This is a genomic window from Marinobacter sp. LQ44 (genome assembly GCF_001447155.2).
Taxonomy (GTDB): domain Bacteria; phylum Pseudomonadota; class Gammaproteobacteria; order Pseudomonadales; family Oleiphilaceae; genus Marinobacter.
Genome location: NZ_CP014754.1, coordinates 3,083,650 through 3,107,048, shown reverse-complemented (window position 1 = coordinate 3,107,048; position 23,399 = coordinate 3,083,650). Strand labels below are relative to the sequence as shown.

The 23,399-nt window shown below is 55.0% G+C and carries 25 protein-coding genes and 1 pseudogene; 13 read left to right on the top strand and 13 right to left on the bottom strand.

All coding sequences use genetic code 11. The features are described from left to right. Window positions 1-15: 15 nt before the first annotated feature. From ASQ50_RS14195 to ASQ50_RS14185, 3 genes are all read right to left on the bottom strand, one after another. Entirely contained in the window at window positions 16-489 is a 474-nt protein-coding gene (locus ASQ50_RS14195; RefSeq protein WP_011784788.1) for a DUF2271 domain-containing protein, read from the bottom strand. 54 nt (window positions 490-543) lie between these two features. Then, window positions 544-924, bottom strand: coding sequence for a PepSY domain-containing protein (locus tag ASQ50_RS14190; protein WP_011784787.1), 381 nt, complete (start codon window positions 922-924; stop codon window positions 544-546). Between the two features lie 76 nt (window positions 925-1,000). Continuing rightward, window positions 1,001-2,317, bottom strand: coding sequence for a ferric reductase-like transmembrane domain-containing protein (locus ASQ50_RS14185; RefSeq protein WP_011784786.1), 1,317 nt, complete (start codon window positions 2,315-2,317; stop codon window positions 1,001-1,003). 167 nt (window positions 2,318-2,484) lie between these two features. Here ASQ50_RS14185 and ASQ50_RS14180 point away from each other — a divergent pair, with 167 nt between their 5' ends. The 4 genes from ASQ50_RS14180 to ASQ50_RS14165 all read left to right on the top strand — a co-directional run bounded on the left by ASQ50_RS14180 (window position 2,485) and on the right by ASQ50_RS14165 (window position 6,392). Next, complete coding sequence (locus ASQ50_RS14180) at window positions 2,485-3,150, top strand: response regulator transcription factor (protein WP_011786648.1); 666 nt, start codon at window positions 2,485-2,487, stop codon at window positions 3,148-3,150. After that, window positions 3,140-4,465: an ATP-binding protein gene (locus tag ASQ50_RS14175; RefSeq protein ID WP_011786649.1), complete on the top strand. Its 1,326-nt coding sequence runs from the start codon at window positions 3,140-3,142 to the stop codon at window positions 4,463-4,465. Before ASQ50_RS14180 ends, ASQ50_RS14175 begins: the two co-directional genes overlap by 11 nt. Beyond that, a complete protein-coding gene (locus tag ASQ50_RS14170; protein WP_022989540.1) occupies window positions 4,456-5,595 on the top strand; it encodes a helix-turn-helix domain-containing protein in 1,140 nt (379 codons plus the stop codon). Before ASQ50_RS14175 ends, ASQ50_RS14170 begins: the two co-directional genes overlap by 10 nt. 215 nt (window positions 5,596-5,810) lie before the next feature. Next, on the top strand, window positions 5,811-6,392 hold the full coding sequence (locus tag ASQ50_RS14165) for a DUF6448 family protein (RefSeq protein WP_022989541.1): 582 nt from the start codon (window positions 5,811-5,813) through the stop codon (window positions 6,390-6,392). Window positions 6,393-6,499: 107 nt separating this feature from the next. Here the strand turns inward: ASQ50_RS14165 and ASQ50_RS14160 are convergent, their stop codons facing one another. Both ASQ50_RS14160 and ASQ50_RS14155 read right to left on the bottom strand, forming a co-directional pair. After that, entirely contained in the window at window positions 6,500-7,324 is an 825-nt protein-coding gene (locus ASQ50_RS14160; RefSeq protein ID WP_058090680.1) for a MipA/OmpV family protein, read from the bottom strand. A gap of 105 nt (window positions 7,325-7,429) precedes the next feature. After that, window positions 7,430-7,870, bottom strand: coding sequence for a hotdog fold domain-containing protein (locus ASQ50_RS14155; RefSeq protein WP_022989543.1), 441 nt, complete (start codon window positions 7,868-7,870; stop codon window positions 7,430-7,432). A gap of 143 nt (window positions 7,871-8,013) precedes the next feature. Between ASQ50_RS14155 and ASQ50_RS14150 the strand changes: the two genes are divergently transcribed. Continuing rightward, on the top strand, window positions 8,014-8,628 hold the full coding sequence (locus ASQ50_RS14150) for a TetR/AcrR family transcriptional regulator (protein WP_058090679.1): 615 nt from the start codon (window positions 8,014-8,016) through the stop codon (window positions 8,626-8,628). A 1,068-nt stretch (window positions 8,629-9,696) separates the two neighbouring features. Here the strand turns inward: ASQ50_RS14150 and merA are convergent. The 4 genes and pseudogenes from merA to merT all read right to left on the bottom strand — a co-directional run bounded on the left by merA (window position 9,697) and on the right by merT (window position 12,029). Then, window positions 9,697-11,151, bottom strand: coding sequence for a mercury(II) reductase (gene merA, locus ASQ50_RS14145; RefSeq protein WP_206769573.1), 1,455 nt, complete (start codon window positions 11,149-11,151; stop codon window positions 9,697-9,699). Then, a pseudogene (gene merF / locus ASQ50_RS14140) lies at window positions 11,093-11,358 on the bottom strand (mercury resistance system transport protein MerF). Before merF ends, merA begins: the two are co-directional and overlap by 59 nt. Next, a complete protein-coding gene (merP, locus tag ASQ50_RS14135) occupies window positions 11,355-11,657 on the bottom strand; it encodes a mercury resistance system periplasmic binding protein MerP (RefSeq protein WP_011783481.1) in 303 nt (100 codons plus the stop codon). Before merP ends, merF begins: the two are co-directional and overlap by 4 nt. Before the next feature lie 15 nt (window positions 11,658-11,672). After that, entirely contained in the window at window positions 11,673-12,029 is a 357-nt protein-coding gene (gene merT, locus ASQ50_RS14130) for a mercuric ion transporter MerT (RefSeq protein WP_011783480.1), read from the bottom strand. A 73-nt stretch (window positions 12,030-12,102) separates the two neighbouring features. Between merT and merR the strand changes: the two genes are divergently transcribed. The 7 genes from merR (at window position 12,103) to ASQ50_RS14095 (ending at window position 17,847) form a co-directional block, all read left to right on the top strand. Continuing rightward, window positions 12,103-12,537, top strand: a complete 435-nt coding sequence (merR, locus tag ASQ50_RS14125) for an Hg(II)-responsive transcriptional regulator (RefSeq protein WP_011783479.1) — start codon at window positions 12,103-12,105, stop codon at window positions 12,535-12,537. Window positions 12,538-12,890: 353 nt separating this feature from the next. Beyond that, on the top strand, window positions 12,891-13,448 hold the full coding sequence (locus tag ASQ50_RS14120) for a DUF6036 family nucleotidyltransferase (protein ID WP_156510018.1): 558 nt from the start codon (window positions 12,891-12,893) through the stop codon (window positions 13,446-13,448). Between the two features lie 58 nt (window positions 13,449-13,506). Then, window positions 13,507-13,842, top strand: a complete 336-nt coding sequence (locus ASQ50_RS14115) for a hypothetical protein (protein ID WP_058090677.1) — start codon at window positions 13,507-13,509, stop codon at window positions 13,840-13,842. A gap of 290 nt (window positions 13,843-14,132) precedes the next feature. Continuing rightward, window positions 14,133-14,810: a hypothetical protein gene (locus ASQ50_RS14110; RefSeq protein ID WP_058090676.1), complete on the top strand. Its 678-nt coding sequence runs from the start codon at window positions 14,133-14,135 to the stop codon at window positions 14,808-14,810. 284 nt (window positions 14,811-15,094) lie between these two features. Next, on the top strand, window positions 15,095-16,681 hold the full coding sequence (locus ASQ50_RS14105; RefSeq protein WP_058090675.1) for an S-type pyocin domain-containing protein: 1,587 nt from the start codon (window positions 15,095-15,097) through the stop codon (window positions 16,679-16,681). Next, window positions 16,678-17,022 (top strand): hypothetical protein, encoded by a 345-nt coding sequence (locus ASQ50_RS14100; RefSeq protein WP_058090674.1) that lies wholly within the window; start codon window positions 16,678-16,680, stop codon window positions 17,020-17,022. Before ASQ50_RS14105 ends, ASQ50_RS14100 begins: the two co-directional genes overlap by 4 nt. A gap of 219 nt (window positions 17,023-17,241) precedes the next feature. Continuing rightward, window positions 17,242-17,847 carry a hypothetical protein gene (locus ASQ50_RS14095; RefSeq protein ID WP_058090673.1) on the top strand — a complete coding sequence of 202 codons (606 nt, stop codon included), beginning with the start codon at window positions 17,242-17,244 and terminating at the stop codon, window positions 17,845-17,847. A gap of 20 nt (window positions 17,848-17,867) precedes the next feature. Here ASQ50_RS14095 and ASQ50_RS14090 read toward each other — a convergent pair whose 3' ends face one another. The 4 genes from ASQ50_RS14090 to ASQ50_RS21080 all read right to left on the bottom strand — a co-directional run bounded on the left by ASQ50_RS14090 (window position 17,868) and on the right by ASQ50_RS21080 (window position 21,637). Then, on the bottom strand, window positions 17,868-19,529 hold the full coding sequence (locus tag ASQ50_RS14090; protein ID WP_058090672.1) for a hypothetical protein: 1,662 nt from the start codon (window positions 19,527-19,529) through the stop codon (window positions 17,868-17,870). Next, complete coding sequence (locus tag ASQ50_RS14085) at window positions 19,530-20,114, bottom strand: class I SAM-dependent methyltransferase (protein ID WP_058090671.1); 585 nt, start codon at window positions 20,112-20,114, stop codon at window positions 19,530-19,532. Continuing rightward, window positions 20,107-21,303 carry an IS4 family transposase gene (locus ASQ50_RS14080; RefSeq protein ID WP_058092936.1) on the bottom strand — a complete coding sequence of 399 codons (1,197 nt, stop codon included), beginning with the start codon at window positions 21,301-21,303 and terminating at the stop codon, window positions 20,107-20,109. The genes ASQ50_RS14085 and ASQ50_RS14080 overlap by 8 nt, the downstream gene beginning before the upstream one ends. 85 nt (window positions 21,304-21,388) lie before the next feature. After that, window positions 21,389-21,637, bottom strand: coding sequence for a hypothetical protein (locus tag ASQ50_RS21080; RefSeq protein ID WP_156510017.1), 249 nt, complete (start codon window positions 21,635-21,637; stop codon window positions 21,389-21,391). A 133-nt stretch (window positions 21,638-21,770) separates the two neighbouring features. On the opposite strand from ASQ50_RS21080, the gene ASQ50_RS14070 reads away from it, so the two are divergent. Beyond that, window positions 21,771-23,387: a LuxR C-terminal-related transcriptional regulator gene (locus ASQ50_RS14070; RefSeq protein WP_058091980.1), complete on the top strand. Its 1,617-nt coding sequence runs from the start codon at window positions 21,771-21,773 to the stop codon at window positions 23,385-23,387. Window positions 23,388-23,399 lie beyond the last annotated feature (12 nt).

Here is a 23,399-nt window from a genome sequence, read left to right as displayed (position 1 = left end):
GATGCTCCTGGTGAATTATTGAAGCTCGTAGGTCAGAGCGCGCACGTAACCACGTCCTGAAACCGGCTTTCCGGACCCTTCGGTGGTCAGGGGGGCTATCACATCGGCTCTGATATCGCGCATATCTTCAACAGCAGAGTCGACTCGAACCTCATAGCCGTTGTCGATCAGCGAATCATCGAGGTTCAGAGTCACTTTCAGCGTGCGGCCACTGGTAACACTGGCGCCAGTCAAGCCGTCATACTCTGCAGGATCAAGCCCACTGCCCCGGGCCCAGCCTCCCAGGTGTTTGTAGTATTTAGATTTCTTCCCGGAAACCCAAAGGGTACCCTGATACTCTCCGGCGGCATCGGTAAGATACAGCGCCAGATAGGCTCCATCGCCGCCGTAATTCTGTAGTTCCGTAGTGAAGGTCACGTCACGGGCCTGGGCGAATACCGGTAAAGCCAAGGCGGCGAAAAGGCTGCAAGTGAGAACAAACGTTTTCATAAATGGTCTCCAAAAACCTGATGAACGTTAAAGGAACAGGGCAAATTCGCTCAGTTACTCAACGGTAACCGTGGGACGCCCCTTGACGATGCCGTTGCGTGGCGCCTGACTTTTGGGATTGTCCTGTCCATTTTTCCTGTTGCCGCGGTCCCTCTCCTCATCGTCACTGTCTTCACGCTCCCATTTCATCATGGTCAATGAAGCGGGCGCGAAAGAGGCTTCTGCCCTGACCCCATCGGCATCGAGGCCCCGGACTTCATAACAACCGTCGTCAACCTTTATTCGGTGAACTGTCCAGCCTTCGGCTTCCAGCTTTTCACGCAGATTTTCACGGGGCTGCCAACTCGCCACCGGATCATCGCAGTCGTCATCGGCCACTGCGGTACCGCTCAGAAGTAACAAAGACAGGCTCAGAATAATGGGTTTGGTCTTCATGGTGTCTCTCCTGCTGGTTGTGTTAAATCCACTCTAAGGCGCTAACCTGACAACGACCTGAACAAACGAGGCCATTTCAGCGGAACTGAAAAGCTTCTTTATGGAAGCGAGTCAGGCGGAAGGGTGCTGCCCGCAAGCCGTTTCTAATGGCTTCCCCCAGCCCTGCCGGGCCGCAGAACCAGACCTCTGCGCCTGCTGCCGAGCGTCCGTTGGTAGACAACGTCTCGGCAGACAACCTCTGCCCCTTGCTGCTGTCATGAATCTCGAGGTGTATCCCGGGAAAGCCATCGCAAAGCGCCCGAAGTCGATCCACCATGGGATCCTGGCCGGCGTTGCGCGTGCAGTAATGCAGATCGGCTTCAGGCACGGTGGCGTCGGTGGCGCTGCTTAGAGCTTCGAGCCAGGCCAGAAACGGCGTGATCCCGATGCCACCGGCTATCCAGATCTGGTGGGATTTGCGGTTGCGGCGATCGAAGTTAAAACAGCCGTAAGGGCCTTCTATATTTACGGTTTGCCCCACGCTGATTTTTTGGCTCAGATTGCGGGTGAAGTCGCCGAGCGATTTAATGATGAACGTAACCGTGCCATTTTCCCTATCGGCACTGGCAATCGTGAACGGGTGCGCGCCCTCTAGTCGGTCGAAGGTCACAAAGGCGAATTGCCCCGCACGGTGACCGGGCCATGCCGGCCCCATGTGGCAGGTAACTTCGGTGACGTCCCGGTCTGGTGTTTTGATCGCGGTGACCATGCCGCGAACCTGGCGACGACGACCAACTCTGCCGGTCAGGGATAGCCCGCTGGCGATGCTGCCGCCAAAGAGCAAAATGGCCATCAGCACACCGATTGGCTGCTGCCACCATTGCAGCGGAGTAAGCCACGCCGCGTGGAAAGCGAGCAACAGATAAAGCACCGGCATGCCGCGATGCAAATAGCGCCAGTATTTGTAGGGGAACTTGCGCAACAAGGTGATCAGCAGCATGGCGAACAGCAGATAGATGGCGAACTCCCCTACCTCTTCCGCCGCATCGCGCATGGTGTCGATGAACCCGGAATAATCCTGATCGTGCAGCTTGCCGGCTTTTCCGAACACCGACTCTATTACATCGTCACCCATTTCAATCAGCCAATGGGCGGCGGCGAATACCACTGCCAGAATGCCCGCCCATTTGTGGGTGCGATAGATCTGATCCAACCCGCCCAGCGGTCTCTCCAACCAGGCTGGGCGCAGTGCCAACATCATGGCTAGTGACATCAGAGCAATGGATAACAGCCCACTGAGCAGCAGGCTCTGGTCATAGACTGCCCAGGGAGAACCGGCCCCAGGACCTGCAAAGAGGTTCCAGGCCCATAGGCCCAAAACCAACACAACGAAAGGAAAAATCATCCGCATCATCACATCTCCTGCGATCGGTACCTGGAATATTCCCCCGAAGGCTAGCGCCCAAACCTGACAGCCAGCTGAAGGTCGGTGAAGAGAGATCGAAGCGTTATTGACCATTCAGGCTGTTGTCAGGTTCGAGCTGTAGTATCTTGATTTCAGGGCTGGGTCAGAGGTGAACAATGCGGGTTCTTTTGGTGGAGGATACGGCGGGATTGGGCGAGGCGGTCCGGGATCAGATTGCGGACGACGGCCACGCCGTGGACTGGGTGCAAACTCTGCGCTTTGCTGAGGCGAGTATCAGGACCACAGCCTACGACCTGATTCTGCTGGACCTGATGCTGCCCGACGGCCATGGCTTCGGCTTTTTGCGAACGATCCGGGCTACCGGAATAACAACACCGGTGATCATTCTGACCGCCAGGGATCAGGTGTCTGACCGGATTGAAGGATTGAATGCCGGTGCTGACGACTACCTGGTCAAACCCTTTGATCTTTCGGAGTTGTCGGCCCGCGTGGCCGCGGTGGCTCGCCGATATCGCGGCAATCCAAGCCCGATCATACAAGTGGGCGAGCTGATGATTGATCTTGGCGATCACCGCATCAGTCGCAACGGCCTGCCGGTAGAACTTACGGCACGGGAGTGGGCATTGTTTGAGGGCTTTATCCAGCGACCCGGAATGCTGTTATCGCGATCGCAACTGGAGGATCGTCTATACGCTTTCGGGGCCGAAATCGAAAGTAACACCATCGAAGTTTATGTCAGCCGTCTGCGTAAAAAGCTGGGGCGGGACGCTATCGTAACCGTCAGGGGAATGGGCTATCGCCTGGAAACACATGACCACTAGAACCAGCCTGCAAAAAACACTCGGTATCGGCCTGACACTCGGTGTCACCCTACTCTGGCTGTTGGGCGTGACCGCTTCGGGACTGGTGGCACAGCATGAAATGAACGAGGTCTTCGACAGTGCCCTGGAAGAAACCGCCCAGCGCATACTGCCACTGGCGGTCACCGACATCCTGAACCGTGAGAACGGCGCGGGCAATCAAAAGGCCCCAGCCCTGAAAGACCATGACGAATACCTGACCTATCTGGTACGGGACGAAGCTGGAAATATTCTGCTCCAGTCCCACGATGCCGACCCTGGCGTGTTTAGCAGGACCCCCGCGGAAGGGTTTTCAGATACTCTGACCCACCGGCTATATGGCGTATCTGCAGTCAGCAATACCATCTATCTTGAAGTGGCCGAACCCTTGGCGCACCGGCGTGAATCCGCTCTGGAGGCGGGATTAGCCTTACTGTTGCCTTTACTGGTGCTGATTCCGGTCAGCCTGTTGGGTGTCTGGTGGATTGTCCGGCTTTCCCTTCGTAAGGTGGTCGATTTTCAGCAAGACATTGAATCCCGCGGCGCGGGAGATCTGTCCCCTGTTGTAGAAGAGCAGTTACCCCGTGAATTTGAACCAATCGCCGGTGCCATCAACCGGCTGCTTGAGCGTTTGCATCGTGCTCTCGAATCAGAACGCAGCTTTACCGCCAACAGTGCCCATGAATTGCGAACTCCCCTGGCAACAGCGCTTGCCAAAGTGCAGCGACTGAAAACCAGAATGCCCGATGATTATCTCAAGAATGATGTTGCAGAAATTGAAGAAGCGTTACGCAGTCTCTCGGTGCTGTCCGGAAAACTGCTCGAGTTGGCAAAAGCAGAAGGTGGCGGTGCACTCTCACAAAGCCAGCAGGATCTTGTGCCCATCCTCGCGATGATTGCCCGGGATTTTGAGGCCCAGGCACCCGGGCGAGTTGTTTTATCCCTGCCGGAGCGCGAAGTGAACTCCTTTCTTGATCCCGATGCCTTCGCCATCCTGGTGCGTAACCTGATCGAGAATGCCCTTAAGCATGGTTCCCGTAGCGAGCCGGTGAAGATCAACCTGAACGATAATGGGGTTTTAAGGGTCTGCAATGGCGGTGCAAGAGTGCCACCGGAACAGCTCGCTCTTTTAAGAAACCGGTTTGCACGCGCCAAAACGGACGCTGCAGGTTCTGGCCTGGGCCTCGCGATTGCCGATGCGATTGCTAAAGGTGCCGGCATGACCCTGCATCTCAGATCGCCGGCAACAGGACGGCAGGATGGTTTTGAAGCGGAGCTGAATCTGGCATGTATCTGACACTCACCGACATTGTGCTGCTGACGAGCATCATTCAATCGCTGGCTCTTGCCGTTTTTCTCCTACTTCCATCCAACAGTGGGCTCATATCTAACCGACTCCTGGTTGCCACTCTGGTGTTCTTCGCCGCCGGGTTGGGAGAGATCTTCCTCTATGGCAGCGGGCTTGCGTTCCAGCACCCAAACTTCGCCTACCTCGGGACACTCATCGGGCTTCTGCAAGCAGGCACGCTCTATCTATATGCGCAATCGCTGATGTATCAGAACTTCCGGTTACGCGGGAAGCATCTCGTGCACACGTTGCTCTTCTGGGTGGTCGGCGCAATTTTTCTGGTTGAGTATTATTTGCAGCCGAGCGAGACCAAAATTCAGATTCTGCTTGAACGGGACCACCCGGGCGTACTTACCTCTCCCCTTCTTGCAGTCGCTATTCACGCGGTCTTTCTGGGCTACCTGTGCACGACGATTCGTGCGATCAACCGTTTCGGCCTTGGTATTCGACAGATTTTCTCGAGTATTGAAAACAAACAACTTGCGTGGTTACGGACGCTTCTGATCGGCTATGCAGTGGCCTGGACCGTAAGCATGTTTTACTGCCTTGCGGCGCATGTGTTTAGAAGCGTGCCTGGAACCGAGTGGGTGGCCGGCGCTGGCGCTGTAACGGGCTTCATTTTCATCAATTTTCTGATGATAAACTCTCTTCGCCAACCCGTTGTTTTCTCTGGATTGGCAGCAGACCAGGCCGCCTTGCTGGAAGAAGAGCCCACGCCGCAGTTTGATCAAACTTTAAAGGTCAGGCTCCAACAGTTAATGCACCAGGAAAAGCCCCACTTGCACCCCAACCTGACCCTGGAACAACTTTCACGGAAATTGGGCGCCCCTTCAAGAGAGGTTTCACGGGCCATTAACCAAGGCTTTGGCTGCAATTTCTTTGAGTTCGTCAGTCGCTATCGCATCGACGAGGCGAAATCGCGCCTGGCCGATGCAGCCAATCAGGCAAATATTCTGCAAACTATGTATGACTCTGGCTTCAACTCGAAGTCCGTATTCAACACTGCTTTCAAGAAAGAGACAGGATTTACCCCCAGTGAATATCGCCGACGAGCCCTGCAGGGCGATATCCGACCCTAGCCACGATCCTGAACCTGGCTACCCGGCGTTCGAGTACGCTCTCACCCGATACTGAAACCTCTATCCTTTTGAATTATATATTTTATTTCCAAACCATGGAATCGGTTCGGTTTCGTACTTGCGAACGATTCTTTGGCCTCCCTTCCGTACTCTGATTGCGAAACGCCACCAAACCCGGTGCTCGTGAAGCTCAACGCAATATGAAGAGGTCATGTATGAAAACCAAATTACGCAAAACCGCTGTTCCCGCAGTGGCCGCAGCAATCTTCAGCCTGATGTTTGCCGGTAGCGCCCAAGCTCATTGTGATGCTCTGGACGGTCCCGTGATTACCGAAGCCCGTGCGGCACTGGAGTCAGGCAATGTTAAGCCCTTGCTCAAATGGGTGCCGGCAAAGGATGAGGCCGAAATCAAAAGGGTATTCGCCGATGTGCGCCAAGTCCGCGGGCAAAGCGAAACTGCGAAAAACATTGCCGATCAGCATCTGTTCTCGACGCTCGTTGAGGTTCATCGTGCCTCCGAAGGCGCACCCTTTACCGGCATCAAGCCTTCCGGACAGATTGATCCGGGTTTAATGGCGGCGGATGCGGCGTTGGAAAACGGGCAAATTGATCGCCTCGTGGCAAATATAACCCGCAAGATCGAGAACGGTATTCGTGAGCGTTATCATGAGGCTCAGCGTGCAAGGGCCATGGCTGATCAAAGCGGCGATAAGGGGCGTGCCTTTGTCGCTGACTACGTCAATTACATTCACTATATAGAGGGCGTGCATGGCGCTGCTGGAGGGCAGGGGCACTAATTCCTATCTTCACGCAGACGCAAAGCAGGCTGACGGCCTGCTTTGCGTTGTATTCATTTCCAGTTTCGCCTTCGGCTGAATTGGTACCATCATTCTATTAAGGCGCATCAAAAAACATAAATGAAGCCAACACCAATCTCCGCTTCATAATCATTCCGGGATATCGGGCTATCTGAGACGTCACTCCCATAAACTTCGTAAAGAGCTTCGCCGAAGATCTGCCAGTTCTTGTTCAGGTAGTTCCGGTAATTAACATTGACCCCCGTCGAACGATACCCGCTATCAACGTCGGTTTCTGGAAGACCTGAATCTATCGATTGCCGGGTGTTCACACCAAAGTCCCGGTTGGCTAACTTGCCATCGTGGAACGTTGCAGCCGCGCCAATTTCCCATCCAGTGCCATCAGGCTGGCAAGCAAGGCAGGTTCCTGCGCCGAAAACCCCCAACGTACCGATCTCTCCCGCTGAAACACGACCATCAAGGAAGTAACGCCAGTTTTCTGCAAGAGCGTGACGCACCTCAAGCAACACTGCCGCTCCAGAACTTGATTCACCCAGGCCATCCAGTCTGCCATCCTCGGAATCACCCTCTTCCCGGCCTTCTTCGTAGCCTACCGAGGCTTGAATCAACCAGGCATCCCTGGCCAGTGTTCGCCACCCAATGGCCTCACCTGCCCAGAAAAAAAGGTGGTCACCCGTTCGCCACTGAACACCCCCAGCCGGATCGACCTCAAGCTCGAACTCGTCTGAACCCTCATAAGCCGTCTCATACTCAACGCCCAGGCCAAGCCCAACACCCCAGCCATCGCCATCGGTAAAATCAACGACAGAGGGAAGCGGAACCAGAGGGGTTCTCGTCTCCGTCGCATTTACCAACCCAAAACAAGAAATTGCGCCAAGAAATGTGGCGGTTTGCAGAACTGCTTTTATCATGGTTTTTCCCCCATCAAATCGTGAGGGGTTATACGGCGTACGCTTCATTATGGATGCATATTTTAGAGAGGCTGCCGGGCCATAAACCCGGCATTCAAATATCTATTACCCCAGTTTTACGTTCATGGTGATTTCTGCAGTGAATACCGTTTGCCCGTCTTCGTCGATGACAGAAACCGGAACGATTTTTTGCCCCGCACTATCCCAGTCAATTCCTTCTCCGTTTGCGATCGCGCGCAGGTCGGTTTTCGCTTTGGCCAGGTAATTCACGCTCATTGACTGAGGAATCCATCGGGCACCGCTCGGAATTGTCGCATCAGTCATCAGGCCAGCGACTAACTCGGCGGCGTTGCACATGGCAATGGCGTGGACCGTTCCCAGGTGGTTTGTGATTTCCTTCCTGAATGGCACCTTCGCCTCGGCGTAGCCTTGCTTCAATTCGACAAGCGTTGGCTGGATAGTGCTGAAGTAAGGCGCTTGCTGACACATCATGCTGGAAAAACTTTCGGCACCAAAGGCGTTGAATGCTGCGAGTGCTTGGCTCATAAATCGTGATCTCCATGATATTTGGTAGCGACAAGTTACTAAACAGAATAATATTCTGTAAAAGAATAATGTTCTGTTTATGGAGGGGCTGTCAAGGAGTAAACTGCCGTATTAATCGATACAGGAATGAGCAAGAGCCCTTTATGCCTGACGACGATATTCTCGAAAAGCCGTTCCCAGGGCGCAGATCTGCGCTGAAGCGGAACATTCTTGAGAACGCCCTGGCTTGCTTCAATGAGCTTGGCGTGGAAGCCACGACCATCGACACCATCAAGGTTCGGTGTGGCGCCAGTGTTGGTGCTATCTACCATCATTTCGGAAACAAAGAAGGCATTCTGAGCGCCCTATTCTTCTGTGCGCAGGATAATCAGAGAGCGAAACTGACATCAGCTCTGGAGACGGTGGAAACACTGAAAGAAGCTGTCCACGTTATCGTTAAAAGTTATGTGGACTGGGTAACGAGTTACCCGGAGTGGGCTCGTTTCCTTTTTCAGGCACGATCCGCTGTGGCTAAAGGGCCACATCAGCAGCAACTCAGAGAGCGCAATATTGAAAACTACCGTGAGCTGAGGGAGGTGTTATTCAGGCTGGATTCCGGCGCGAATGAGATTATTCAATGCCAGGAATTGCTTCCATCTCTGATCATCGGGCCGGCGGAGAACTTTTGCAGGGCCTGGCTTTCCGGGCGGATCCAGACGTCACCCCTCGAGTATCGGGAACAGTTTGCGGAATCGGCCTGGCGGTCCATTCATAGGTAAGGGCCTGATAATGGCGTTGGAGTCGGGCAGTACCCCGCCCTTATATACATGCTCAGTAGCCTGCGACCGACGAAAGGCTTGAATCCTGCCCTGACTATTCTCCGGCCTTTCTGGCCGATGCTTCTCATTACCGTATCAGGATCTGCCGATGTCTGACCCCTCCTAGTCGCATTAAAGGAGCACCCTCACATCATCGAAGACCGGTCTGAAACGGCAGAAAAACTTGCCGCCCAATCATTCATCCTATTGTACTTGGCAGTACTCATTGATTTTTTAAATAGAAATTAGAAAAATCAATATAACCATATGTTTTTTTAATGAAAATATTGGATAACACAATATTGTGAGTCTGTTTGGTAAGTAGGCTGACGAAGTGGCCAAAGGCAAGTATCATCAGTCCATCGCCTTTCTTTAGGCGATAAAAAACCCCAGGACCGAAGCCCTGAGGTTTTACCAAGCGGTAGGGGCCTTCCGCCAAGAATAACCCCCTACCTATATCCACACAGCCAGTAAGACTGATGGGTTGAGAATAGTACAAAACGAGACGCTTGTATGCCAATACCCTTTGGATCTATCGTCCCGTGATCGTAACGCCTCTTACCGTCACCTCACTGGCTATCTCGTACAGGAGATCAGCCATGGTCATCAGACCCGCTGTCTACGTTCGAGCCTACTTCCGAATGGTCAACGGCACGCTTCAGCGTGTTTGCGCCCATTTCCGGAGTTGGCCAAACCGCTAAATGAGGATGATGCCGAGGGCATCCCTGGGCATCGCTAGAATCTTTTCATTGATGTGAGGTGACGCATGTCCAAAAAATACCGAAGCGCTGTAACAGGCCGTTATGTAACCGAGACCTTTGCCAAGAAACACCCGCGGGAAACCGTCGGTGAAAAGAGTAAACCGTCTCGGAAGAAAAAATAACGAAGTCGGCACAAGGACGTGCCCTGGAACCCGCTTCAGGCTCTGGTGGTCTCCCAAGTACACTGCGCATAATCGGCGTTACGTTAAGGTCACAAAGCGAACGTTCAAATTTTGGACAGTGCTCGCGTTGACCAGAGCCGGAGCGATTAACCGGCACAGCAGGACAACTGCTTTACATCCTTGGTGAACGTTTGCGCACAGAGTTTGAGTCCTTCAACCATGGTCAGATAAGGGAACAAGTCATCGCCGATTTCCTGAACGGTCAAACCTGCTCGTAACGCCATCACTGCCGTTTGGATAATTTCACCGCCTTCCGCTGCGACAACCTGCACCCCGAGCAAACGGCCTGTGCTGCGCTCTGCTACCATTTTAATAAATCCATGGGTGTCAAAGTTTACTAGCGCACGCGGCACGTTTTCCAAGTCGAGCAGCCTGGTGTCCACGCTATAACCCCGAGCAACTGCTTCGGCTTCAGTGAGGCCAACGGTGGCGACTTGAGGATCGGTGAACATGACCCCGGGCATGGCACTGAGGTCGAGTTTGGCCTCGCCTCCCGTCATGTTGACGGCGGCTCGGCTGCCTGCGGCAGCTGCGACATAGACAAACTGCGGTTGATTGGTGCAGTCACCAGCAGCGTATATTCCGGTGACCGTGGTTTGCAGATGCTCATCCACCTGAATTGCGCCGCGTGAAGTTTCCACGCCAATGCTCGCCAGGTTCAGGGCCTCGGTATTGGGCGTTCGACCGGTCGCCACCAGTAGTTGGTCGGCTCGCAAGGTGCCGGCAGGCGTCTCGACGATAAACTCGTTGTCGCTATAGTCCACGTTGCTGGGCGTGGTCTGGCGAAGCACCTCAATCCCTTCCCGTTTAAAAGCCGCCTCTATGGCCTCTCCGATCGTAGGATCTTCGCTGGACAACACACGGCTCCGGGCTAAAACGGTAACCTTGCTGCCGAGTCTGTCGAATGCCTGAGCCAATTCCAAGGAAACGAAACCGGCACCAATCACGATCAGCCGTTTGGGAACGGTATCCAGCGCCAAGGCACTGGTTGATGTCAGGTAAGGAGTGTCTGCCAGCCCCGTTATTGGCGGCTCTGCCGGTCTGGCTCCGGTTCCAATAAAGGCGCGATCAAAATGAACCGGTTTTTCACCACCCTCAGCCAGCGTGACTACCAGGCTATTGGTATCGACAAACCGGGCCTCACCGTTCAGGACTGTGATGTCCTTGTGTTCTCGAAGTATCTTTTCGTACTTGGTGTCACGCAGCTCCTCCACTCGTGCCTGCTGTTGCTGAAGCAGTTTTGCTCGGTCTACCTGAGGAGCCTCAGCACTGATGCCCGCGTCAAACGGGCTTTCTTTTCGCAGGTGCGCGATATGTGCTGCACGAATCATAATCTTCGAGGGCACGCAGCCAACATTTACGCAGGTGCCGCCGACAGTCCCACGTTCAATCAGGGTGACGCGGGCACCGCGCTCTGTTGCCTTCAGGGCAGCCGCCATGGCGGCACCACCACTGCCGATTACCGCAATATGCAGTTTGTTGTCATTTTTCACTCGGGAAACTCCTTGGAGCTTTGAAGTTGCTCTCGTAGCTGGCGTCATAGTGCTTTTTCCGCCAGAACGCATAAACCGTCAGGCCGATGAATACCGCCAGTGCCGGAAGAAGCACATAGTCGAGATAGCCCGTCAGGGCGGCCAGTCCCACGGTGGCCATCAAAATGACCAGAATCGGTGTGAAGCAGCATAGTGCAACCAGAATAGTCCCTACCCTACTATGCCGACCCTGAGCAGGTTCTTCGGATTCTTCATTGCCCCTCCGGAGTCGCCTCTGAGGCCGTGGGAGTGGAGGGGTAACCAGCGTCGCTCGTGGCCTCGGTGAGCGCCTCTATGGAAGTGAGCGCATCGTTAAAGGTGACGACGGCTTCTCGATCAGGGTAGCTCACGGAAACTTGCGACACCCCTTCCACCTTACTTAAGGCCAACTTGACGGTGATCGGACACGCGGCACAGGTCATGTCAGGCACCGAGAGAGTTACTGTTTGAGACGCAGCCCAGGAGGACATGCTGAGCAAAGTGAGGAACATGGCAAGTACAAACTGTTTACGCATGAGAAAAATCTCCGTTTAGTAGAATAGAGGCAAAATGTAAGGGAACACTAATGCGACCAGTACCAGAGCCGTAACTACCCAAAAGATCACCTTATAGGTCTTTCGGACTTGAGGGATCGCACACGTTTCACCGGGTGAGCATTGCTCTACAGGGCGATAGATTCGTCGCCAGGCAAAGAACATGGCGACGGTGGCCGCGCCAATGAACAGCGGTCGATAGGGCTCCAAAGCTGTCAGGTTGCCGATCCAGGCACCGGAAACGCCCAGAGTGATAAGTACCAATGGCCCGAGACAGCACGCCGAGGCGAGAAGTCCAGCCATGCCCCCGACAGCGAGAGAAGCACCTCCGGATTTAGATTTGAATTTCGACATGACGCTGACACCTGTTGCCCATGGACTCGATGCGATAAGGTTACTTCCGTAGTCAAGTACGGAGTCAAGCAGTATGTCGGTTAAAGCCAGTTCACTGACTATTGGCGGCTTGGCCAAGGCGGCCAATGTAAATGTCGAGACGATCCGCTATTACCAGCGGCGAGGTCTGTTGTCGGAACCCAAACGACCTCTAGGTGGTATTCGACGCTACGGTTCCGCCGATATTGATCGGCTGACATTTGTTAAAACGGCGCAGCAGCTGGGTTTCAGTCTCGACGAGGTCGGCGACCTTTTAAGGTTGGAAGATGGCACTCACTGTCAGGAAGCCAGTGCGCTCGCCGAGCACAAGCTGAAGGATGTGCGTGAAAAGATCGAAAGGCTGGTCAAAATTGAGAAGGCTCTGAGCGACATGGTCAGTCAATGCCACGCACGGCCGGACAGCATCGCGTGCCCGCTCATTGCATCTCTACATGAGGGAGACATTGGAACAAAAAGCCAAAGGGATTAGCTTCTGAACCAATCGACCTCTTGAGGCTCTACCCCGTCACTGCGGACACTACGAAAAGATAGGCAGATTTATCGAACCGAGGTGCGCGAACGTTCGCTTTTGTTTAAAAGCGCCACGTTGGAACTGGCGTCGTTAGCAAACAACCTCGGTTCAACGCGGCCAATTTATGGTGACAAACTGCGGCCACATTATGGTGTCATTACCACTTCCGATAACCCTCTCCCCGTTAGGTGTCAACCAAACGTCAGCGGCGCTTTTTACGGCTAACCTAGACGATACGACTCTGAGGTTCTGTTATGCTTCCAGGCTGATATACGGGGGTATCCATGACCGAAATATACAGGGACACACCAATGGCGAAGGCCATTTTCGAAATGTTCGATAACCTGGCTGACTTCCTGGAAGACCGAGGGGCCAAGCCTGGTAGCTGTAAGGCGTATATTTTCGGCGGCTGTGCTCTCCATCTCCATACTAACGCTCGTGGTAGCAGTGACCTGGATATAGAGCTCGAAGCGATGGACAGGATTTCTCCCAATGAGCTGGTTCTTGCCCTGGATGAAGTCTTTTTTGATGATCCGGAAACCGGCCCTTCCTCTATCGTATTCGATCCGAATTTCACTCCGACCCTCGCGCCGCTACATGAGGATTACCAGGAAGACGCCATTTGGCTTAACCGGAACGAGGAAGACTCACCGGTCTGGGTCTACCTGGTTCAAAAAGTGGACCTGGCTATTTCGAAACTCGGGCGCTATGGAGACCAGGACATCGACGATATACACACGCTGTTTGACCATGGACTCTCCATCGAGGAGTTCAAATACCGCGCCGAGGAGGCCCGTAAGTACTTTCCAGGTAACCTCGACAGATTGACAGGGAATATCACCCACGTTATAAAAACGTATACAAAGTGATCAACGCGGACATTTCATGACTTCCTTACTTAACGTCGCACACAAAGGACTCGACCGTGTGACAGACCAAGAGGTTGTAAAAGCAGCCCTTGAAGTCTGGCATCAGGGCTATGTCCCGACGCTTTCAGGGTTGCCCCTGGAAGAGCGACGCCTGGCCGGCTATCTGGTTGACCGTTTATCCAGGTTCAACTGCCTGAGTGCCGAACAGAAGAAGGAACTGCAAACCGTCGCCTCTGATGCGAAGGCGAGCCTTCCTGAACGTTTGTCCCGGGCCCGTGTCGACGGGCTGGCCCAATCCTGGGGGCTCGATCACGATCTCAGGCCGTTTATGAAAGCCCTACTCCCCTTCCAAACCCGGCACTATAAGCGCGGTCTCGATAAAACCGCTGCCTGAAGATACCATTTAGGCCGAAGGGCCCTGGACTAAGGGGGCGTCGGATTCGTTGAATCGGCCGCACTTGAATTTTGGTCGCTGGCTCGAGTCCAGGTGGGCCCACCACACAAAGCTCCACACCAAGCGGTCTGGGGCTTTTTCTTTGCCTGAAATTTAAGCCGCTGCGCCATGCTTACATGCGATTACATCGCCGTCATGACACACGAACCACTGAAGCCTTGCATGAAATTCTTTTTTCATGCAAAGATACCATATACCGCGCGAGAGCACTCATGATTGAGAGGTGAACCATGGCATTTAGAGCAGACGAAGCAGCACGCATCGGGTACGAGCAAGTAGAAGCCTACCTTGTACCAAGGCCAAGAGACTCCGATGAGTCCGTCAGGATGCGCAGTAGGGAAGCGCTCATGGACATCGTGGATGAGCTTGGTCCGGTTGTTGACACCTACCCGACTTGGCACCCACTGGTCTGTAACCACGACAGTCGTATCCCAGAGACCACACCAAGCGCCCAATGTGGCTACAACGGCCTTGACCATACCCGGCTCTTCCGCAACGGCTTCATCACTTGCCCCTACACTGCAAGCGGGAAGGCCGAGAAAGTCATTGAGTCAGTGAACGCATTACCACCCCACCCTGTGGCCAATATCACGGCCGAAAAGCTAGACGTGAAGCTGTACATGCCTGACGCAACTCCCGTCCTGGTGAAGTGTGAATGGAATAGGGCGCTCAATATGGACGGAACCATACCCCTCTCCATAGCGATGCCCCTGATACTTGAACAGGAGCTTCCCTGCTGGAGGTGGTCCGAATTGGCAGAAACCTGGGAGTCAATGCGCTACTACCTGCTAGGCAGCCCCCACGGTGCCCGTTCCTCACTATTCGTCAACCAAGAGACTGGGCAGGCCATCAAGAAGATTTGGAACTCGCTCATCTACACCGGAATGTTCGGCCCGATCAAGGTGTAGCGCAGCTGGCGCAAGCGGCACGATTACCCACCACCGCCGCTGGCGGCCTCCCGGTCATCGCCTGTGCCAGCCCACAGCGAACACAAACGACAGCGCCCCAAGACATTGCTGCCAAAGGGCGCTGAAGGCCAGATCGCGACCTGAGCCCATCGATAAGTAAGAACGGTCTCCCATTGCCCCCATAACCTACTCAATGCTGGCTTGGATTTGACTGGCAATTCCGGTAGATTTACTAACACTTCAGGCATGGATTGTGCCGATTAATACTTTGTGGAAACACGGACGTGACCAAAATAGCAGACCCGCACTCGCTTGCGCTTCACGAAGCGTTGATGATCGAGGGTGGCTGGGACCAATACTCCGATAAGGAGCTGGCCAGCTACCTTCCGAGTTCCAGTTTCACCCCTGCCCGATTAAGAGACCAGCTTGCCAGTGGCGAGTTGGTGTTGCTCAAAGAGATCCCTGCGGTTCCTGTTTTCAGGTTGGTATCCGGGCGCATTGTTCCCACGGAAAGCACCTCTGCAGCCATTGCAGAGAATGCCGTCACGGCCTTCGAAAAACGCTTTGGTGACCGGCAAGCGTTTCCTTCCAGAGGCACCGCCTACGCTCATTCCGATAGCCTGCCACCACCGCCCAAGCTCGACTACACGCCGGAACGCCCGGTGATTGAGCCACCCCCCGAGCCTCTACCCCCGCCGGTGGTGATCTCGGAAAACTTTGGGCTTCCGCCCTTGGGCCCCAAAGTGTTTGCCAAGTCCTGCACCCGGCCCTCCGGGGATACCGACAGTAATGAGGGCGAGGAAAAAGCCAGCAACTTCGGCACCCTTGCGATGCTTGCCCCCGCCACCGTCACCAGCCCCGGTGCAAACGGCTTGCGGCCGCTGGGCCTGATCTCCGGCTCGGCAATGAGACTGGCAAAAGGCTGGGCTATGGCGGCGCGTATTGGTGCCAGCGTAATGAGTACGGCTGCCAGCACAGTACTTTTGGCACTCTGGCCATCCAAGCTGGGCGACAGCACCCTGTACACCGAGGAAGAACTCCTTGAAATGGCTGAGGCGGCCATTCGGGTGCGTTTTCATCTGCACGTGGATGCCACCGGAAACCTCCGGGTGGCTGGTTATCACGTTAATGACAGCACCGGATACAAAGACCGGGTTCCGGTTGCTCACGCAGAGCTCAAGGGCGAGAATTTTGAAGTGGTGGTTGATGACGACTTCACCCTCGTGTGGTACCCGGATGACAGCGGCCACCGCCCGGTAGTGAGCACCGAATACCCGGCGGATTCCGGTATTGATCCCTACAGCATTCTGGTGACACCGATTAAGGAGGATGGCCAGGAACACTCGCCACCCGGATACCAGCGGCCGTTTGAGGATCAGGTCGAGCTGATCGTAAGTTTTCCGAAGGATAGTGGGATTGAGCCGTTGTATTTGGTTTTTCAAAAGAGCATTGGTGGTGGAGAGGGTGTTCTAAACAAAAATCTGACAGGGCCATTGTCAGCTGACGAAGCAAACGCTCCCCATCTTGCAAAAGGAAACCTTCCTCCTTATGCGGAAGGTACACGCGCTAGGGATATTGTCCTTGAGCAAGAAAGGGTATTTGCACGTGTGCATGGCGAGGGTAACCAAGCTAGATCATGGATGATGCGCCAACAGGAAATCGAAGGGTTAACACCTCTGCAAATACAAGATAAGTTTGCGCTACCAGAACTACCGAATTTTGTGTCTGATGTTCATGTTCCCCCAGGAACTAATATTCGAGTAGGGACAGTTGGGGCGCAACCTGACTGGGGTTCAGGTGGTGCAATTCAATACGAATTGTTACAGCGACTTCCATCTTCTGCGTTCCAAAACATGAGGCCATTACCATGACGATTAATTATTCAGCTACGAAGAACGTATTGAAAATAAAACCATCGGGTATTGAGGTGCCGTTTCAATGGCCAATAGCAGAAGTGGTAGTGTTTGACGCTATCCTTGTAGTCCGAATTGAACCTGATCCGGGTGCGTATTTTAACGAGAACGTATTTGGAGTCAGGGAGGATGGGAGTATTGCTTGGGTGATCGAAAAACGGAAGCATGTGTATGATGATAGTCCATATACATCAATCGTTGCCAAGGATGATAACGTAAAGCTTTTTAATTGGGATGGCGATGAATTGTTGGTAGAGCCAAAGAGTGGAAAAGTTATCTCGGTAGGTTTTGGCAAGTAACTTGTCTTCAGTTTCGGCAACGGCGGTCGTGAAGAAAGCACGCCGGTCGACATCACCCTTAACAACAATAACTACAATTTAGCGTTTGGTTTTACCGACACTCACGTCTTTGGAGAGTTTTCCCAAGCACAACAAAATGCGCTGAACAGTTTTGAGTACGCCAATCCAAATCGTAGCCGGTTTTTCAAACAGCGCTTAGCCGATAATAACTTTAAAGGCATGTATGCCTTTGATGCGCCGAGCCTGAGAATCATTACCACACCCAATGGTGGCACGGCATCGCAGGTGAAATTCAACAACTTTGCGTCTGTTTTCGTAGCCCCGACTGAGTTGGGTAACAACACGCCAGATGACATCTACAAGTTGTATGTCGAATCACCCTACCGCGGTGATGAAAATGCCGAAACTACCTCTATCGTATTCGGTAGTGGTGAGGATGCCGAAACGCTCTTTATCGAAACCCTGTCGAACGGTGGCAATGATAAGTTCATTACTGCAGACTTCGAGTTTGTTGGAGACGAAGCGAGCTTCTTGCGAGGCAGATCAGACCAAGCGCGGCTGGATTGCCCAACCAATGCCACCATTGGCTATTCCTCTACACCCAGCGCACCCCTGGTAGCGGGTGTCAGTTTCCTGTTGGACGGCAATTCGCAGGAAACGACTCGCGTGCATGTGGATGAGAACAACACGCAAACGGACCGTGACCCAGCAGCAGCCATATCCACCGACAGCCACGATGCGGCCTGTCGCAATGGCAATAATGGCCCAACCAAATTTATTCCATTACCCGGTCTCGGTGGCGCAGAGTACTTCAACCCGATCTGACATTAGCCTTTCTAAAGCCGTCACCGGATCGCAAGATCCGTGGCGGCTTGCCTGAACCACGTCCAACTCTCTTTATCCAGCCAGATACCCTGGCATTGGTCATCCAAAAGGCACTGCCGTGCCCAGGCCACCCGTTCTGCCTGTTTCTCCGGCAATGGCTGCCAGGCCAGCCCATTCCACAAACGCCCCTGACAACTCACCCTGTCCCCCCTGCCCCAGGCATCATTCTCCCGGCCCTCAACGTAGCGAATCTCAACAGGCGTTTCCGGCAGCATCCTTTTGAGCAATTTGCCGTACAGGTGGGCGGCGGTGGTCTGGCCAATATCCGGCTGCGCGTTCACTTCGATCACCCAGGCGCCGGCATCACGCCAGGACCGGCGAATGTCTGGCATAATCAGGTCGATGCCGGCCAGGTCCAGCCGGCACAGGCGCGCCACTCTGGCGGCCAGCTCGGCGTTGTCCGGGTGCACTTCAGAGAATATGGGTACTGGCTGACCACCGGCAGCGACATTCGGTAAATGCGACAGGACAACGATCTGCCCCTTTTCAGGCACGCTGGTGGGCTTAAGGCTTTGAGCCTTCAACAGGTCTTTGGCGGAGTGCACACCTGGCAGTGGTTTGAGCGGGCTGTGACCGGTGCCTGAGCGCTCTGGCCGGGCGTTTTCATGGTCGATCAGGGCCGCCACGGTGTCCTTGCCATTGCCAATCACTCGAGCCGGAACCCGTTCGATGGCCCAGACACACTCCCCCGCATGCACCGTTAACCGGTAATCCCGGCCCTGCACCTGGGGCTGAGTCAGCACCTGTTTACTCAGCTCCCGGCACTGCCGGTAAGCCTTCGCCAGCGAAGGCAGGTCTTCCAAATGCAGATGAACGCCCTGGCCACCGTCCAGATCCGCCGGCTTGCAGACCAATGGAAACCCAAGAGCCTCGGCAACGGTCTTCAGCTGGGCCTCCTCCGTGATCAGTGCCTGCCAGGGAACCGGAATACCTGCTTTGGCCAGAAAGTCGCTGGTGGCCGCCTTATTGCGCACCAGATTGGCCGACATAACCGACGTTCCAGAGGTAAACGAACCGTCCAGCCAAACGCCGGATGCCCCGATGCCGATCTGGAACATGTGGTGGCCAAGGCTGACGACGGGCAACCGTGCTTCAAACGCCGCGAAGAGGAAGCGCAGGGTATTGGCCGAGGTTGGTGCACCGGCCGACAGCGATTTCATCAGGGAATCAAGGCCGTTCATTGCCTCACGCATCAGGGTGTCGGTTTGCGGCGCCATGGAAACCGTCAACAGCCACTTCAAAAGTGACAAGCTTGCGTTCTCGGTACCCTCGTAGGCCGGGCAATACATCCGGTAATACTGGGGCTTGTCCGGCGATGACAGTGCTTTTGGCATTTCGAATACCGGTAAACCAGCGTATCGAATCATCCGGTGATACCAATACCCGAGCCATTCCAGCCAGGGCTCGGGCCCAACCGGGTGAGCCGGCGGTTTCGGTAAGTTACCAAAGGCTGGTTCCGGAAATGCGCGTTCAAGCAAGGTAGCGAAGGTCGGCGACAGCGGTTCAGCCTCCCTAGAAGGTGGCCGGATATTCACGCAGAAGCCCGGCTGGCGGGTAGTATCGGCGCCACCAGGGTAGCGAGTAACCGGCGGCTGCATGTTCCAATCGGGTCTGGACGGCATTCAGTGCTCCCTCTGGCTCGGAAACCGTTTGCGAGCTACCACACGGTAGAGGCGCCATGGCATCAGCACAGTTTCGTGTGAATCCGTGCTTGCCCTGAAGTTCAGGTACCGGGCAACGGCGTCCAGAATCATGGTGTTGGAGACACGCTGCAGACGAAATAAGCCGCGACAGAAATCACAAAGCTCGGTTTTGCTGACGAATTGCCAGTGACAATCCACCATCCCCGCCGAGAGGATCTCCCAGTGTTGTGTATCACACTGCAACACGAACTCAGGCCCCAGATAGTCGCCCTCATGCCCCATACCATTGTATTCACCCACAAACTCATCCAGGAATTGGGCTTCGGACGAACCGGCTCGCACATCAAGAATGGACAGCATGCCCCGGGGCACCAGCGCACGGTGACTGGCATTCAGAAACGGGCGTTTATCCGAGCAATGGTGCAGCCCTGCAAGGCTGACAAGTGCATCGATGGATTGATCAGCAAAGGGTAAATCGGCCAGCCCGCAGCTTTCGTACAGGTCGCTATTAAAGCCCGAGCTGGGGTCAAAGCCTGAGGAATCCCCACGAACTTTGCTATCCATCGCATAAGGCCTGCTCTTTGACTTCCCCTTGGAGGCTCGTCAGAACTGTCTTCCAAGAGGGCCATGGGACAGCACCGACACAATGACGTCGCAGCCACTCCAGTCCCAAACGCCACACGGAGAGAACGTTCCGATGACGGATCGTGTTGCTCTGGTAGCGTCGCTGTTGCCCGCTGTCTCGGACTTGAAGACCGGCAACCATCACCACGACATTGGCCAGCATCGCGATCAGCAGCAGGATTTCGATCCGCTTGCCTTGGCGAGACTGATGCATGCCGAAGCCCAGCCCGAACTGGGGACTCTTGACGTCGCGGAAGCCCTCTTCAATCTGCATGCGCTGCCGGTAAATGGCCACCAACTTGTCCGCCAGCGTTGAGCGCGCCGGTAGGTTACTGACCAGCACCCAGGGCTCCTTCTGGCGCTGGGCAATCGCCCGGCTGCGGCTGTCCTGGGAGACCTGTCCGCGCTTGTTGCGATGCTTGCGCCCCTGCGGCGGCCGATGGTAGAGCACCATGCGGGTGGTCAGTGGATTGCTCTCAGCAATTTGCACGGAACCCAGCGCCCGCGGTACCGATGTCGCTTGCGGAAACAGGTCTGACACAGGTTGCCACGCCTGCCCTGGCAGCTGGCAGCGAACCGGGCTACGCACCCGGCCGACGTAGTACCAACCACGTGCCTCAACCGCCTCGAACCAGGGATTACGAAAGCCCGCATCGGTGACCAAGATCGGCGTGGCGTTGTCAGGCAGTATCTCGGCCAGAGCGGCCAACAAGTATGCCTCACAGTGTTGGCAGCCATCCTTGTGGTGGACTTTCTCGAAGATTGGCAGCGAGCGCCCGGCAAAGGGCACCGCGGCGCGCAGCAAGAACCGTTTGCCACGGTCATCAATCGGCGACCAGTCCACCAGAATCAGCGGGCGGGTCATGTGGCCAATCAGCAGGCTGGCCACGAGCCAATAGAACAGGGGACGCTCCTGATGCAGGTGAGGGTTGCCCAGCAACCGATCGACTCGCTTGATGGTGTGCTTGGTAGCCACTGGCCCTGGCAAGGCACGCCCCAGGGCGGTCAAGCCCAGGCGGCGCTCGCCCAGCAGGGCACCCACCGTGTCGAGCAGCGCCTGCAGGCGCTTGGCATGGACCAGGGGGAGTGATGAGGTCAGCAGAGTATGTAAGAATCGAGGGGCCTGCATGGGTCTCCTTAGGCATATTGTTGGTTTGGCGATTAACAACATGCCGACCCATGCAGGCCTTTTCAATCATATCATCCTGATTTTCTTATCTATTTCGTGGGGATCCGTCAGGGTCAAAGCCCTGATAGATGATGGAATTGGGAAGGAAATACTGAAGATACTCACCACCGGCGGGCACATCCGCTACCCGCAGCATGGGATTAGCAGCGAGATCCGCAGCCAGCGGCTCAACGGCCCGCTGAAACTCACGCACCCGGGCATGGGGCACATTTAACATGGCTCGGTGGTAGCTGCCGCCCCGGTGCTGGAAAATTTCTGCATAGTCTGCGATCACCTGCCCGTGACTCCCCTGATTTTTTGGTTAACATTAATACGCCTAGCTCAGGGCAGCATCTACCATCTGGTATAAAGTGATCCGGTAAGGCCCCGGTTTCGTTTAACCGATAACACAAATCCGGCGGAGACAGATGCCAGACAAACAAAATCTCAAGGAACTGGTGTCTGCAGTGGCAGCCAGGAAGGCTGAGTTTGCGGACCTGATAGTGGCCCTGGCACCGGATCTCAGCTCGCAAGCCATCCTACCTACGGAACTTGCGCTGGAGCTGTCGACCGCCCTGCATGACCTAGAGGAGCGTGCAACCGGGCACGACCCGCTGTACAAACTGGTCAACGACCACACAGCGCCCGCCCTGGCGCTCAATGAGTCTGGCCAGGTGGTCGCGCTCAACGTGGGCGCAGCCCAATTGTTTGATATGCAATCCGGTGATGGATTGGTCGCTCTTGGCATCAGCCCGGAGGCTTTCCATCAGTTCAAAGAACGCCTTGCCACTGCTCAGGGTCCCACGCTGCTTAAGGCCTATCGAAAAGGCAGTGATGAGCATGCCCTGCCTTTGATTCTCGTGGGCATGTACCACCAGAAGCTGAAAACCTTTGTGCTAAATGCCTTGCAACAACACTGGCCGGAATCCATCGATTTGGCGTTTGCCGACGTGTTCGGCCTGTCCGCCAGCGAGCGGCATATCCTCGCGCTTCTGTCTCGCGGCTGCTCGTCAGAAGAGATCGCCGGGGAGCGAGGCAGTTCCGTGGCCACCGTGCGGCAACAGATCAAAAGTCTGTTGCAAAAGCTCGGTGCCAAAAGCCAGGTGCAGGCCGCCACTATGGCGGCCTCTGCAGCGACTGCAATGGATACCGTGACGACAAAGGGGGATCTGCTTTCCGTTCACTACGACAATTACCCCATGAGCATCCATGAGCTGTTTCGCGAGCAACGACAGATTGGCTGGCGAAGATTTGGCAAACCCGGCGGACGGCCAGTGCTTTTCCTGCACGGTCCGTCTTTCGGTGCCGGGGATTTTCCGGATGAGCGGCGACTGGCCGCGCAGTTTGGTCTGGATGTCATAGCCGTTGAACGTGCCGGCTATGGCCGGACCGAACCATCGGACAAAACCGAAGACCCACTGGAAAGCCAGTGCCACGATATCCTCGCCGTACTTGGCTCCCTGTCGATCTCCAAGGTAACCATTCTGTCCCACGAAGTCGCCCTGATACCGGCACTTGCGCTCATGCAACACTCCGGCATCCAGATAAACGGCGTTGTTTCTGTCTCTGCCGCGCCACCGTTCAAGGAGCTGGAACAGATCAACGCCATGCCAGCTCATCAGGCCATCTTCATTCAAGCTGCCCGCCACGCGCCCTGGCTGGCCAGGTTATTGATTCGCCTGCTGATCCTGAGGATGAGAAAGCTCGGCCCTGAACAGTGGCCGAAAGTGATTTTCGAGGGCGTGGAGCCGGATGAACATGTGATTCGCAAAAACTCCCTGAAACAAGGGGTAGTTGCAGCCTATGGGTTTTATGTCAATCAACTCGGGGCGGGGTACCTGGAGGACCTCAGGATCATGATTCAGGATTGGGGCCATCTGTTGGAAACTCCGAACCTGACCTTGAAACTCATTCATGGAAGCGAAAACGCCAGCACTCCAGTTTCTCATCTGAATATTTTTCGGGACATAAATCCTGATCTTTCCATTGAGCTGATTAAGGGCGAGGGGCTCACGCTGGCCGTTTCGCAAACCGAACGGCTCTAACAGATCCCTGGC